10 protein-coding genes and 2 pseudogenes are annotated in these 13,611 nt (G+C 62.6%); 11 read left to right on the forward strand and 1 reads right to left on the reverse strand.

Going from position 1 to position 13,611, the window contains the following annotated elements; genetic code table 11:
• Position 1: 1 nt before the first annotated feature.
• The 7 genes and pseudogenes from ACW4E8_RS17030 to ACW4E8_RS17060 form a co-directional block, all read left to right on the forward strand.
• Positions 2–1,162: a TrbI/VirB10 family protein gene (locus ACW4E8_RS17030; RefSeq protein ID WP_456805571.1), complete on the forward strand. Its 1,161-nt coding sequence runs from the start codon at positions 2–4 to the stop codon at positions 1,160–1,162.
• A gap of 134 nt (positions 1,163–1,296) precedes the next feature.
• On the forward strand, positions 1,297–2,538 hold the full coding sequence (locus tag ACW4E8_RS17035) for a tyrosine-type recombinase/integrase (protein WP_456805572.1): 1,242 nt from the start codon (positions 1,297–1,299) through the stop codon (positions 2,536–2,538).
• The gene (locus tag ACW4E8_RS17040) at positions 2,535–3,470 is read left to right on the forward strand and encodes a tyrosine-type recombinase/integrase (RefSeq protein WP_456805573.1); all 936 of its coding nucleotides are present in this window, start codon (positions 2,535–2,537) and stop codon (positions 3,468–3,470) included. Before ACW4E8_RS17035 ends, ACW4E8_RS17040 begins: the two co-directional genes overlap by 4 nt.
• Complete coding sequence (locus ACW4E8_RS17045; RefSeq protein ID WP_456805574.1) at positions 3,467–4,468, forward strand: tyrosine-type recombinase/integrase; 1,002 nt, start codon at positions 3,467–3,469, stop codon at positions 4,466–4,468. Before ACW4E8_RS17040 ends, ACW4E8_RS17045 begins: the two co-directional genes overlap by 4 nt.
• A 156-nt stretch (positions 4,469–4,624) precedes the next feature.
• Complete coding sequence (locus tag ACW4E8_RS17050) at positions 4,625–4,891, forward strand: DUF2274 domain-containing protein (protein ID WP_456805575.1); 267 nt, start codon at positions 4,625–4,627, stop codon at positions 4,889–4,891.
• Positions 4,892–5,016: 125 nt separating this feature from the next.
• Complete coding sequence (locus ACW4E8_RS17055; RefSeq protein WP_456805576.1) at positions 5,017–6,291, forward strand: thioredoxin family protein; 1,275 nt, start codon at positions 5,017–5,019, stop codon at positions 6,289–6,291.
• Positions 6,292–6,316: 25 nt separating this feature from the next.
• Positions 6,317–6,788, forward strand: a pseudogene (locus tag ACW4E8_RS17060) (PmbA/TldA family metallopeptidase); the annotation flags it as partial.
• 56 nt (positions 6,789–6,844) lie between these two features.
• On the opposite strand, the pseudogene ACW4E8_RS17065 reads toward ACW4E8_RS17060, so the two are convergent.
• Positions 6,845–7,033: pseudogene (locus ACW4E8_RS17065) on the reverse strand (2-oxo-hept-4-ene-1,7-dioate hydratase); the annotation flags it as partial.
• Between the two features lie 542 nt (positions 7,034–7,575).
• Between ACW4E8_RS17065 and ACW4E8_RS17070 the strand changes: the two are divergent.
• The 4 genes from ACW4E8_RS17070 (at position 7,576) to ACW4E8_RS17085 (ending at position 13,477) form a co-directional block, all read left to right on the forward strand.
• On the forward strand, positions 7,576–8,934 hold the full coding sequence (locus ACW4E8_RS17070) for a DUF1329 domain-containing protein (RefSeq protein ID WP_456805577.1): 1,359 nt from the start codon (positions 7,576–7,578) through the stop codon (positions 8,932–8,934).
• 98 nt (positions 8,935–9,032) lie between these two features.
• On the forward strand, positions 9,033–10,052 hold the full coding sequence (locus ACW4E8_RS17075) for a YCF48-related protein (RefSeq protein WP_456805578.1): 1,020 nt from the start codon (positions 9,033–9,035) through the stop codon (positions 10,050–10,052).
• Positions 10,053–10,065: 13 nt separating this feature from the next.
• Positions 10,066–12,531, forward strand: coding sequence for an efflux RND transporter permease subunit (locus ACW4E8_RS17080; RefSeq protein WP_456805579.1), 2,466 nt, complete (start codon positions 10,066–10,068; stop codon positions 12,529–12,531).
• 508 nt (positions 12,532–13,039) lie between these two features.
• Positions 13,040–13,477 (forward strand): nuclear transport factor 2 family protein, encoded by a 438-nt coding sequence (locus ACW4E8_RS17085; protein ID WP_456805580.1) that lies wholly within the window; start codon positions 13,040–13,042, stop codon positions 13,475–13,477.
• Positions 13,478–13,611: the final 134 nt, after the last annotated feature.

Consider the following 13,611-nt stretch of genomic DNA (forward strand, 5'->3'; position numbering starts at 1 on the left):
CATGAGTCAGGACGACACCCTGGAGTTGCCCGTTCCCGACGTCCCCCCGAAGGTCGCGCCGGAGAGCGTGGCGTTGCGGGCGCCGCCGCGTCCGGTCACGCGCCTCAACCGACGAACGCTTGCCATCCTCGCCGGCGGGCTGGCGGTCGCCGTCATGGCCGCAACCATGTGGTCGCTGCAACCGAAGCAGCGGCGCAGCAACAGCGAGCCGGCCGAGCTTTACAACACCGATCGTGTCTCACGCTCGGACGGCCTCGAACAGCTCCCCGCCGACTATTCCAAGCTTCGGCCGGCCTTGCCACCGCACGTACCGGAACTGGGGCCACCGCTACCGGGCGACCTGGGACCGGCCATCGTCAAGTCGCAACAGCCGGCGGAGGCCAGCTACTCGGCCCCCGGCCAAGACCCGGCGGCGCAGGATGCGGCGGCAAGCTCGGCGTCCGGCATGGCGGGCTTCGACCCACTGGCCGCTGGGCCGGCTTCCACGGCCGCCCAGCCTGCCGACCCGACCACCGCACAGAACCGGCAAGACCAGAAGGAGGCATTCCTGAAATCCGGCTCCACGGAAACCCATAATTCCGGAAACCTGCAAATGCCGATCTCGCCGTATCAGGTGATGGCGGGGACGGTGATCGCCGGCGCGCTGGTGACAGGGATTAAGTCGGACTTGCCGGGCGACGTGATCGCAACGGTGACGGAGCCGGTGTACGACACCGCGACCGGCCGCTATCTGCTGATCCCGCAGGGTTCACGCATCCTTGGGCGCTACAACAGCCAAGTGAGCGATGGACAGCGCCGGGTTCAGGTGGTGTGGAACCGGATCATCCTGCCGGACACGTCCTCGCTGACGTTGGCCAACCTGGTCGGCACCGATCCGGCCGGCTATGCCGGTCTGGAAGATGGTGTCGACTGGCATTGGGACCGCATTCTTGCCGGTGCGGCGCTGACGACCCTGCTGGGCGTCGGCGCCGAACTGGCCGCGCCGGAAAACCGTCAGAACGGCGATCGCGTCATTCTCGCCGGGCGGGGCAGCCTGCAGGACAGCGTGAACCGGGTCGGGAAGGAGATGGCCCGACGCAACCTCAACATCCAGCCTACGTTGACGGAGCGGCCGGGCATGCCGGTGCGCGTCATCGTCAATCGGGATCTGGTATTCCGCTAGCGGAATACCAGATCGTATGCCGCGTCCAGAACTATGCCGAGTTGGGTGCGCATGTGCGTCCTCTCATAGGTGTTCCGCCGGAACTTGGTCGGCATAGTCCAACTCAAACCGAGCAATCCTCCAAGGAGGTTGCGATGAGCAGAGCCTGCCGAAGGAGGCCTTCTCGACTGCAAGCCGAGGGGCCGCTGGCTGCCTACCTGGAGCCATATGCCGAATATCTTGCCGGTCTGGGATATTCGCAGGTTTCGTATTGGCACAAGACCTTCCTCGTCAGTAAGTTCAGCCAGTGGCTTGGTCGAGGCGGCGTAGCAATCAACGAAATCACGCGCGTGCATGAAGATGCGTTCCTGCGGGATCGTGCCCGACGCCGCCGTCCTAAGGGAGGCGATCACATCGCTGTGTCCGGCGTCACGCATTGGCTTCGGGAAAAAGGCGTCATCGAATGCCGGTCTACGGCTTCGATCGAGACGTCGAGTATTGCCCAGATATTGCAGGAGTACAGGTTCTGCCTGCTTGAAGATCGTGGCCTGGCAATGACCACCATCGAGAACTATGTGGGATATGTCAGGCGCTTCCTGGCGGACGTATCAGGCAAGAACGATTTGCAACTCGCCTCTGTGAACCCCGCCCAGGTCGCGGAGTACCTGCGCAGGCATGCGCCGAAGGCGCGCACATTCATGTCGGCCAAGCACATTGGCACGGCATTGCGCTCGTTCTTTCGCTTCGCAAGGTCTCGCGGCTACGTCCATGGCGATCTTGCTGCCACAGTGCCTTCGGTGGCCGGATGGTCGATGGCGTCGATTCCGAGAGCGATGCCGGCGGACGGTGTTCAGGCTCTCCTGGGTGCGAGCAAGACATGGCGAGAGCCGGCGGGGCTGCGCAATCGCGCCATCTTGTTGCTGCTGGCCCGGCTTGGGTTCCGTGCTGGCGAGGTCGTCCGGCTCGAACTGGACGACATCGACTGGAGCGAAGGTTGTCTGACAGTGCATGACAAAGGCCGTGCGCAGCGGCCTCTGCCCTTGCCCCATGACGTTGGAGAGGCGGTCGCGGCCTACCTTGAGCGTGGGCGGCCGCCATCGAGTAGCCGCCGAGTGTTCCTGCGTTCGCGCGCCCCCTTCGACGGCCTGAAGTCCTCCAGCGACATCTGCCAGATCGTCGCGCGTGCGATGGAGCGCGCCGGCATTGAGTCGCGCTCCAGAGGAGCGCATCAGCTTCGCCATGCGCTTGCCGTCGATATGTTGCGCCAGGGGGCGTCGCTCACCGATATCGGCCAGGTGCTGCGACATCGCAGTGCACAGGCCACTCGGCGGTATGCGAAGGTGGATATCGAGGGCTTGCGCGAAGTTGCTCTGCCATGGCCCGGAGAATGGGCATGAATACCTTGCGCGCAGGCGTGTCCGACTATCTGGAATTGCGTCGCTCCCTTGGTTTCAAGCTGAAGAAGGATGAGCGGCTGCTTCTGGACTTTGCAGCCTTCATGGAGCGACGCCATGCCGTGCACATTACCGCGAAGCTGGCGGTGAAATGGGCACAGCAGCCGGCATCGACCGATGCGAACTACCATGCAGGGCGGCTGCGCGCGGTGCGCAGCTTCGCCCGCTATCGCATCCTCACCGATCCCCGTACCGAGATACCCGCCACGGACTTGCTGCCGCGGCAGCGAAGCACCTTCCAGCCTCATATCTACAGTGAAGAGGAAATCAGGCGTGTGCTGGCGGCAAGTCAGCAACGCCGGCGTGGCGCCAAGCCGATCTCGCGCTGGTCGCGCTACGCGATCTTCGGTCTGCTGAGCGTCACGGGGATGCGCGTCGGCGAAGTGCTGAATCTCGATCTGGAGGACGTTGACCTCGACAATGGCGTTCTGACCATACGCAACGCGAAGTTCGGGAAGGACCGGCTGGTCCCCGTGCATGCGACCACCTGCGAAGTCCTGAAAACCTATCGCCAGCACCGTGATGAATTCCTGGCGGGCAGGGTCGTCAAACCATTCTTCATATCGCCGCTCGGCTGCCGGATTGCCCATGGCGTTCTAGACAGGTCGTTCCTGCGACTGACCCGCAAGCTCGGAATGCGGGGTGCCTCGGATACAACCGGGCCGCGCCTGCATGATCTGCGGCACACCATGGCGGTCGAGGTCTTGCGCCGCTGCTACCGTGCAGGGGCGGACCCCGAGCGCCGGTTGCCCGCGCTGTCCACATACCTTGGGCACGTACATCTGGACTACACCTACTGGTATCTGCATCAGAACCCCTCGCTCATGACGGAGGCGATGGCGCGGCTTGAACATCGTTGGGAGGCCCCAGCATGAACTCCTCGATACCAACCTTCCCAGCCCTCTTGCAAAGGTTCTTCACGCAGCGCCTGATGCAGCAAAAGCGCGTCAGCGCGCATACGATCAGTTCCTACCGGGACACATTCAGGCTGCTGCTGCGCTTCGTGCAAAAGCGCTTGCGCACCTCTCCCGAGCGGCTGGACTTCGCGAAGCTCGACGCGCCGCTGGTCGCCGCCTTCCTGGCCGAGCAGGAGAAAGCGCGGGGTGTGACCGCCCAGACGCGCAATCTGCGCCTGACCGCCATCCGGTCGTTCTTCCGCTTCGCTGCTTATGAAATGCCGACGCACAGTGCTCAGATACAGCGCGTCCTCGCCGTGCCAGCCAAGCGGTTCGATCGCAAGTTGATCGACTTCCTGACGCGTCCCGAGGCCGATGCCCTCCTGGCTGCGCCGGACAAGAGCACCTGGAGCGGTCGCCGGGACCACGCGTTGTTGCTGACCACGCTGCAAACGGGATTGCGCCTGTCCGAAGTGACCGCCCTGAAGCGTCAGGACGTGGCGTTCGGCACGGGCGCACGTGTCGAAGTTCTCGGCAAGGGGCGCAAGCAGCGCGTCATCCCGCTGTGCAAGCCTGTCGCCGCAGCGCTCCAGGCGTGGCTCGATGAAACAGGCGCCGCGCAGGATGGCATCGTCTTCCCCAGCATGCGCGGCGGGCAGCTGAGCGCGGACGCCGTGGCATGCCTTCTGCAAAAGCACCTGGCCATCGCCAGTGGGACCTGCACCTCCCTCAAGAAGAAGCACATCACGTTCCACTGCCTGCGTCACACGGCGGCCATGGATCTGTTGCATGCCGGGGTGGATACCTCCGTCATCGCGCTCTGGCTCGGACATGAATCCATCGAGACCACGCACATCTATCTCGATGCGGATCTGGCGTTGAAGGAAAAGATCCTTGCCAAGACGATCCCCTTTGACAGCAAGCCGGGGAGGTTCCGACCCGACGACCGATTGATGACGTTCCTCAACCAACTCTAGAGGCAAAACTATGCCGATATCCACGGCACCACATTCCCATGCTGACACGGTCATTCATCGCCCCTTGTGCAGCCGACTCGGCATAGTTCTGGACGCGGCATACGATCTGGTGCTGCGGCCATACCAGCCACTATTCTTCAATCGGGGAACTTCACAATGAGCACGACACCTAAACTGCGTTTGGGGCCACTACCCAAGACCGACAGCACCAAGCTGACCTTCGCCTGCCCGGCCAGCCTCAAGGCAGACCTCGATCGGTACGCAGCACTGCATGCACAGACACATGGCGGGGCGGTTGATGCAGTAACGCTAATCCCGTACATGCTGGAGGCTTTCATGGCGCGAGACAGGGCTTTTCGGCGAGGTAGCGGCGACCACCAGACTTCTGCTCGCGCTGGCATGTCGACAGGCCAGCAAGGGTAGGGGCGGGTCTAGCGCCCCAATGCTATAGGCCCGCCTGACACAGGCGAAGTCGCTGACCTTGAAAGCTCTGGCGGCGCTGGATATCTCCATCGACTTGACACCATCCCAACCGAAGTGAGGTAAGCATGACGATTAGCGAGACGACGCAGGCCACGTTCGACCACGACGTGCTGGGCGATACCCCCGTTCTTGTAGATTTCTGGGCGCCCTGGTGCGGGCCGTGTCTGGCTCTGGCACCTCATCTGGAGACACTCGCGGCGCATTATGTGGGACGACTGAAGGTGCTCAAACTGAATATCGACGAGGCACCGGACGGCTGGAACCATTTTGGCGTGCGCGCCATCCCGACGTTGGTGTTTTTCTCTGGCGGCAAGGAATACAACCGCCTGATCGGTCCATCGACGATGCGGCTGCGACTCATGGTGGAGAAATGGTTTGGCGAATTGGGGTTGACATTACCTACACCGGAGTGTGCATATGACGAGACCCGGAGTGTGATGTCGCAAACGGATCGGCCAGAAAAGAATTGGAACAGTTTCGGCGGCGACGCGACTGTCAAGGCAGCCGGACTCGCCCGCCTGCGCGAAGGTCCCGAAGAAGAGGAATACCTACCGTCGGCACGCCTCTCCGGAGATGAGGAGCAATTTGAAGCGATTGTGGGCGTACCGGCGGCATTGGGCGACCTGCTTGACAGGCTGTATTGGATTCAATCCCATGCTGACGAGCAGATTGCCCCGGCACAGACACTTGAGATCGTCAACGCCATGCCGGTTGGTGCCGATCTGGGGACAGTCGCAGCCAAGGTGCAGTACGACCTCTTATACATATCCCCATGGGAGATCACGCAATACTTTGCCAACGGGGTGGCGAGCAAACTCAGTATGCAGATCAAGATGCTGCATCAGCGCGAGCACGTCGGCGAACGCGTTGCCTCGGCAGACTGGGAAGCCTTGCAACGCGAGGCAGTGCTATTGACGGGGTCTGGCCTGGATGCATCCAAGAGCGCGGTACTTGAGCGGCTGGCTGTATCGTTGATCGATGGAGGCATGCCAAGGGACGTGCTGCCGTTAGTGATCGAGTATGCGGCGAGCGACTATCGGCGGTATCCGGATTGGAGCGAGGCGGAAGCGGCGCACGTCAAAGCTATGCTTGATGAAGATTTTGAGCAAGTTCGGGAGTCACTGGGCGATCGACCGCAGGAAGCAGGCTCTGCCCGCGATGAGTGGTTGGCGCAACTGTCTGAACGCCTGCGGATCCGGGATGGCGAACGTCGCAACAAACAGCCAAGCCTGTGGGCGCGTTATGACGCGCGGCGCGAGTTCGAACAGGAAACTGTGACATCGATCTGCAAACATGTTGCGGTCGTTCTGCTATCGTTACTCCGCGTGGCCGCGAAGTAACCCGCCCATCGACCGCGATCGCTACATGGATCTCATCGAACCCGGCATCGGCAAACTGGCGCGCTGGTGAAGTACATCTTGCTCACCGCGCATGGCGTCGATGAGTAGGCCTGATGCACACGATCGCCGACTTCTTCACCCATCGCTTCGCGTATGCGCACCTTTACTACCAGGCGACCCGTGGCGAAGCGTTGAACCTCGAGGAAGGCATCGTGAAATCGGGCAGCTTAAGCATCAACCAGGGCGTTGGCGTGCGCGCGGGGGCGGACGATCGCGCCGCCTTCGCGTGTTCGGAGGGCCCGTCGCCAGAAGCGATCGAACAGGCGGCCGCAGCCATCAGGCCCATCGCTGGCGGCGGCGGGCGGAAAGGGCAGGCGGAAAGCTCTGATAGGCATCTCGGGCCGCGACCTGTACCTGCCGCCCGAACCGCTTGCGTCGCTCGACGCGAAAGCCGCTCGATCTCATCGAAGCAGATGGCGCTCGGTCGCGACCCGCGCAGAAGGGCTACTAGTGCTTGATTTCCGAGCCTGGCGCTCGGGAAATTGGGTGGCGCCTTTGCCGGAACAGGGCGCGTGAACGAACCCGCTAAGACAACCTGTGCGGGCTCCAATCGCTCATCCCACGGCGCAAGCTTGTTTGCCAGCCAGGTCACTCCAATTGCCGGACGCCCTTGGACACCCGCTGCCAGGCCGATCTCCTCGACCACGTTGTTCTGACGCAAAATGGTGCCACACCACGGAATGCCTACTGCCCCGGGGCAACTTTCTTCCCACCTACGCCAACCGTTGAGGTCTAGGGACGATCCCTTACCAGTTGATCGTTTGCCGTCGCTGATGCAGCAGGCGGCGGGATAAACCTCTTCATGTTCGCCTGGGCCGTCCAACGCAAAGCGCGCATGTGCTCTGGAAGTATCAGACATGTCTTCGCTAGTCAGAGAAGTTCCGTAGCGGACTGTGGCTACCCAAGGATGACTGCTGTGGCGCACGCCACGGTCTTCCCGACGCAACTCGCGTATCCGGGCGCCACTGGCGGCAAGATTGGCGTCGCCGAAGAACCCTTGAAATCGCCGCGGGCACTGCGGCCGGCGCTCACAGCGCCAACCGGGAAAATTCGTCGATTTCGACGACGCATGCGCAAGGTTCGGAGAACAGAATGTGCCGCACAACACCATAAAGGAAATGCCAGGAGCCGCGGACCGTCGAATAGACGCTGAGGCTTGCCACGGGGTTCCAGCGACGATCGTGTCGTCGCACTGCATCTATACGTTGAATTGGAGGAGACGATATGAAGTATCTTGCGACTCTTGCTGTGGCAGGCGTCACGGCGACCATCGGTGCGCATGCGCTGGCTGCGCCTGCGGCGGCTGACGTGGCTCGTCTCGGAAAGGAACTCACGCCTTTCGGGGCCGAGCGTGCGGGCAACAAGGACGGCACCATCCCCGAGTGGACCGGCGGCCTGTGCAAGGCGCCGGCGAAGTACAAGCCGCTCAACGCGCAGGGCGGCACACCTTACTTCGATCCGTTCGGCGACGAGAAACCGGTGCATTCGATCACTGCATCCAACGTCGCCCAGTATGCGAGCAAGCTCGACGAAGCGCAGAAGGAGCTGTTCAAGCGGTATCCGAAGACATACCGGGTCGACGTATATCCCACCCACCGTACCGCATGCTTTCCGGACTGGGTCTACGACAACACCATCAAGCGCGTCATGTCGCCGAAGCTCGTCGGCGACGGCCCCGGGTTAGAAGAGGCGCATGCGCAGTTCCCGTTCCCGATTCCGGCGACCGGACAGGAGGCGATGTACAACTACTTCACGCGGTATTTCCCCGTGTATTACACAGGCAAGTACGCGACGTGGCTGGTTGATGCCGCGGGTAACAAGACACTCAGCACCCAAGGCGTAGCCCATTATTATTTCGGCTACTGGGATAACAGCAAATCCAAGTCCGACCAGGTCTCGGCGGTATCCAACATCCACGTCGGGCCGCCGTCGCAGGCCGGCGTCATGGACATGCGCATTCAATGGCGGCGCATGGACCAGCGTGACCCGACCGCCTGGTTCTACACCCCTGGCCAGCGACGCGTGCGGCTGGCGCCAGAGTTCACCTATGACACCGTGGTCTCGGAGAACAGCGGGCTGTTTCTGTGGGACGAGTACCAGGGTTTCGACGGAAAAATGGACCGCTTCGACTTCAAGCTCGCCGGCAAGAAGGAGATGTACATTCCGTACAACGTTTACAAATATCTGAGCACGCCGACCGAGCAGTTGCTGTCGAGAAATCACATCAATCCGGATGCTTTACGATATGAACTGCACCGGGTGTGGGTCGTAGAAGCCACGCTGAAGAATGGCGTCCGGCACGTCAACAGCAAGAAGGTGTTCTATCTCGACGAAGACAGCTGGAACATCGTCGGCTACGAGGGGTACGATCAAGCGGGCAAGCTGGTTCGTGCACAGATGTTCCCGATCTGGCAAGCCTACGAAGTGCCTGCGCCGATCAACATCAACCAGCTGATCTACGACTTCGTCAAACAGGCGTGGGCACTGGGCGCGGCGCCCGTCGAAGATGGATTCCGCAAGAGCGATCCGCTGCCCGCCAATTACTTCACCTCTGACGCGCTGTCCCGCAGAGGGGTGCAATAGTGTTCGCCCGGCTTGATGGCGCGGGTGGCAGAGCCGGATCGCGAGCCTCGCGTGCGCTCAGGATCGCAGGGCTCCTGCTGTCGCTGACGAGCGCGGCTGTGCCAACTCGCGCTGCCGACGCGAACAGTGCAGCCTTTCAGGATCCCCTGGATACGCCTGCGCAGGTGACGCGATTCGCGACCACGACGCAACTGGGCGCCATTGCGCGGGCGGGGGCGAGATTCGTGGCTGTGGGTGTGCGCGGGCTGATCGTGCTATCCGACGACGACGGCCTGACCTGGCGTCAGGTCAAAAGTCCCGCCAGCGCGGATCTGGTCTCCGTGCGCTTTGTTTCGGCACGGCAAGGGTGGGCGGCTGGACATGACGGGGTCATACTCGCCACCACCGACGGTGGTGAACACTGGATCAAGCAGACCGACGGCCGCACGACGGCCCAGTTGCTCAAGGCCCAATTGAGCGCGCTGGCGGCCGGCGGCGATGCCCGCGCCGCGCGCCTGCTCAAAGGCGTCACCCTGAACTATCAGAGCGGCCCTGAAGTACCGATGCTCGACCTTTGGTTCGAGGACGAGCGGACGGGATGGGCCATCGGTTCGTTCGGCACTATCCTCGGCACGAACGATGGCGGGAAGACCTGGGTGTCGTGGATCGAGCGGGTCGACAACGACAACATGCTTCACTTCAATGCGATCGGCAATGTAGGGGGCTACATCTACCTGGCATCCGAGCAGGGTACGTTGTTCAGGCTCGACAGGACACGCGGCCGCTTCGTGCCGATCGCAACCGGCTACAACGGCAGCTTCTTCGGGCTTGTCGGCACGGGTGAATATGTCGTTGCCTACGGCATTGGCGGTTCGGCCTATCGCTCGCGTGACAGCGGCGTGAGCTGGCAACGTCTGTCCACGGGCGTGCAGGGAAGCATTACCAGTGCCTGCATTCTCGACGATGGCCGGCTGTTGTTCGTCACCCAGGATGGTCGCCTGATTGTCAGCCGGGACCAGGGCGACACATTCCAGAGCGTAGCCGTTTCCCAGCCCGACCTCTTTACCGGCCTCGCGCCCGCGGGACGCAACCGGGTCACGCTGACCGGCATGGGCGGTCTGCGCAGCGCATCCTTATAGTGAGTCACGCGTCATGAAAGTGGATACCGGCAATCGCATCGACAGCCCGGTCGTGGGCAAGATGGAGGATTTCGACCGCAGCAGCGGCATGTGGCTGGAGCGCTTTATCTTCAATAATCGCGCGGCGGTGCTGCTTCTGTCGCTTGTCGGCACGCTGTTCTTCGGCTGGCACGCGTTCCATCTGCAGGTCAATGCCAGCTTCGAAAAGATGATTCCGGGCCGGCATCCGTATGTGCAGAACTACCTGAGCCACAAGGAGGCGCTGCGCGGACTCGGCAATGTCGTGCGCATCGTCGTCGAACGCACGGACGGCGAGATCTTCGACAAAAACTACCTGACTGCGCTGCAGAAGGTCAATGATGCCGTCTATCTGATTCCCGGTGTGGATCGGGCGGCGATGCGCGGCCTGTGGACCAGCAGCCTGCGCTGGACCCAGGTGATGGAAGAGGGCTACCGCGGCGGTCCGGTCATGCCGGACGGCTTTAACGGGTCGGCTGCCGCGATGGAACAGCTCAAGGTCAACATCGCGCGCGCCGGTATCGTCGGCAGCTACGTGGCAGACGATATGCGCTCCAGCATGATCGTCGTGCCGCTGCTGGACTCCAATCCGGAAACGCACCAGCCGCTCGATTACCCGGCGTTCGCCAGGGAGCTGAATGCGAAGATCCGCTCGCTCGAAAGCGCGACCATCAAAGTACACGTCGTGGGCTTTGCCGAACTGGTCGGGCAGCTCATTGACGGCCTGACGCACGTCATGCTGTTCTTTGCGCTGTCGGCTGCGATTGCCGGCCTGTTCGTCTATGCTTTTCTGCGCGACCTGCGCAGCACGCTGCTGCTGGTCGGCGTGTCGGCGTTGGCCGTGGTGTGGCTGCTCGGCCTGATGCAGATGCTTGGCTACGTGCTGAACCCGTACTCCATTCTGGTGCCGTTCCTGATCTTCGCGATCGGCCTGTCGCATGGCGCGCAGAAGATGAATGGCATCGTGCAGGACGTGGCCCGCGGCGTGCATCGCTACGTGGCGGCGCGCTATACGTTCAGGCGGCTGTTCCTGACCGGCTTTGCCGCGCTCCTGACCAATGTCGTCGGCTTTGCGGTGCTGATGGTGATCGACATTCCGGTGATCCGCGACCTGGCGTTGACGACCAGCATCGGCGTGACGGTGCTGATCTTCACCAAGCTGATCCTCGTTCCGGTCTTGCTCTCGTACGTGGGCATCAGCGAAAAGGCGGCTGCCCGTGCCCGGAAGGCGGAAACGGAGGGCGGCAATCAAGCCTGGATTGCACGCGTCTGGGCCGGGCTGCTGCATTTCACCGAGCGACGCTGGGCAGTTGCCGCGACCGTGACGTCCCTGGTGCTCGGGCTTGGGGCGTTTGAAACCAGCCAGCAGCTCAAGACCGGCGATCTGGATCCGGGGGCGCCGGAACTGCGTGCCAACTCGCGCTATAACCGCGACACCGCGTACGTGAACGCGCATTACGCGCTGTCCAGCGATCAGTTCGTGCTGATGCTGGCAACGCCGCCCGGTCATTGCAAGGACTTCACGACGCTGATCGAGCTCGACCGGCTTGGCGCGAGTCTCAGGCAGGTCGACGGCGTGAAGGCGACGGTGTCGGCGGCCGACATGGTGCGCCTGAGCACATCGGGGCAGTTCGAGGGCAACCCCAAGTGGATGACGATCCCGCGCAATACCTCCGTGCTCAACACCGCGCTCGAGCAAGTGATGACGGACCGCCCGGAGCTCGCCGATCCGAACTGCGCGATATCGCCGCTGATCGCCTATCTCGGCGATCACAAGGCAGACACGCTGACGCGCGTGGTGGAGTCGGCCGAGGCGTTCGGACGCCAGCACGACACGGCGGAGCGCCAGCTCAAGCTCGCTGCCGGCTCGGCGGGGATCGAAGCCGCGACGAACCTTGTTGTCAAGGAGGCGAGTCACCGCATGCTGCTGCTGCTCTACGCCGCGGTCGTCGTGCTTTGCTTTATCGCATTCCGAAGCTGGCGGGCGGTCATTGTTGCGCTGGTGCCGCTGCTGATCACGTCGGCGTTGTGCGAAGCGCTGATGGTCGGGCTGGGCATCGGCGCCAAGGTGGCGACGCTTCCCGTCATTGCGCTTGGCGTCGGCGCAGGCATCGACTATGCGCTGTACCTGCTCAGTATCCAGCTGTCGTTCCAGCGCAGCGGCATTCCGCTACGCGAAGCGTACATGCGCTCGCTGCAGTTCACTGGCCGGGTGGTTGCGCTGGTCGGGCTGACCATGTCGGCCGGCGTGATCACCTGGGTGGCGTCGCCGATCAAATTCCAGGCCGACATGGGTATCCTGCTGACCTTCATGTTCCTCTGGAACATGCTGGGCGCGCTCGTGCTTATCCCGGCGTTGTCACACTTCCTGCTGCGGCGGGTTGGCGAGTCGCGCCGCAACGAGCAGGCTTCGGCGCCGGCTGCACCGACGGTTTCGGAAGGGCAGCAAGTGGAAGGCTAGAAACAGTCCGGCCGGGAGGGCCCGGCAAAACACCTTCGCAGTGCGATAAGGCCGTTGGCGCCGCGCTGTCACCACAACCAGCCATGCCGGCCCACGAAGGGCCGGCGTTTCGCCGTTGTGCGGTTGAATTTCGCTGACATTGCCGCCTCGTGGGCGGTTCGGTTCCGGGCGGCGAAGCCGGCCGCGAAGTCTCTCTCGTGACGAATGCCAGGCGTGCCCGGCCGCAACGGAGGGCAGGGCCAGTCCGACAATCTTCGCCCATTATCCCGGTTCGCGGACGAGTGCAATCCGGAGCCGCCGTCTAGTCGCCAACGCTGGCAGTCCTTAGGATTCTCCGCACGGTCGCCTTCAGGCCGAAGACCCATGGTGCGTGAGCCTCATCCCGGAATCGAAGGTCGGGCTCTGGTCCATGCCGGGATGCACGCCGAGCATTCTGAACCTGGGGTGGCACCTGGAAGGGCCGGGGGATCCGGAATAACCCAACGAACATAGACAGGAGAGCGAACTCATGACTTCCAATGCGTCGTCCGCCAAGAAGGCCGCGATTTTGCGTTACTACGAGCAGACGGATGCCGGGCAGTTTCCGGCGGATCTCTTCACCGAGGACTTCGAGTTCTATGTGCCAAAGTTTGGTGTCGGAAGAGGCGTCAAGGATTTCGAAGAGATGGCGTCGCGTGCGAACGTGAAGCAGTTCAGGCATGACATCGCTGAGATGCTGCTGGTCGAGGAGGGCCGCAACATCGCTGTGGAGGGCACCACCGAAGGGGTCACCGGCAATGGCGTCAACTGGCGCGGCGGCAGCACCTCCGGCGGGCGGTTCGCGAGCATCTTCGCGTTCAACGGGGCGGGCCTGATCGAGCGGATGTACATCTATCTCGATCCCGATTTCGACGGTGCTCATGCCGCCGGCTTTCGATGGGATCGAGGCGCCGCTCAGGCCTGGTGAAGCCCAAGAGGACGCGGCCTGCGGTCTTTGGCGGCAATGCATTCCACGGTTCCCCCTCAGCTTCCGGGCTGCTTTGCCGTGAGCCGCAGGCCGACAGCGCTTCGTGATTTCGATCACGCTGCATATCGCTTGTG

The sequence above is a fragment of the Cupriavidus sp. CP313 genome, from assembly GCF_054072015.1.

Excerpts from the sequence above, each read along its gene's own strand:
- ACW4E8_RS17050 (WP_456805575.1), top strand. The coding sequence starts at position 4,625 with ATGAGCACGACACCTAAACTGCGTTTGGGGCCACTACCCAAGACCGAC.
- ACW4E8_RS17085 (WP_456805580.1), top strand. The coding sequence starts at position 13,040 with ATGACTTCCAATGCGTCGTCCGCCAAGAAGGCCGCGATTTTGCGTTAC.
- ACW4E8_RS17030 (WP_456805571.1), top strand. The coding sequence starts at position 2 with ATGAGTCAGGACGACACCCTGGAGTTGCCCGTTCCCGACGTCCCCCCG.
- ACW4E8_RS17045 (WP_456805574.1), top strand. The coding sequence starts at position 3,467 with ATGAACTCCTCGATACCAACCTTCCCAGCCCTCTTGCAAAGGTTCTTC.
- ACW4E8_RS17080 (WP_456805579.1), top strand. The coding sequence starts at position 10,066 with ATGAAAGTGGATACCGGCAATCGCATCGACAGCCCGGTCGTGGGCAAG.
- ACW4E8_RS17070 (WP_456805577.1), top strand. The coding sequence starts at position 7,576 with ATGAAGTATCTTGCGACTCTTGCTGTGGCAGGCGTCACGGCGACCATC.
- ACW4E8_RS17055 (WP_456805576.1), top strand. The coding sequence starts at position 5,017 with ATGACGATTAGCGAGACGACGCAGGCCACGTTCGACCACGACGTGCTG.
- ACW4E8_RS17035 (WP_456805572.1), top strand. The coding sequence starts at position 1,297 with ATGAGCAGAGCCTGCCGAAGGAGGCCTTCTCGACTGCAAGCCGAGGGG.
- ACW4E8_RS17040 (WP_456805573.1), top strand. The coding sequence starts at position 2,535 with ATGAATACCTTGCGCGCAGGCGTGTCCGACTATCTGGAATTGCGTCGC.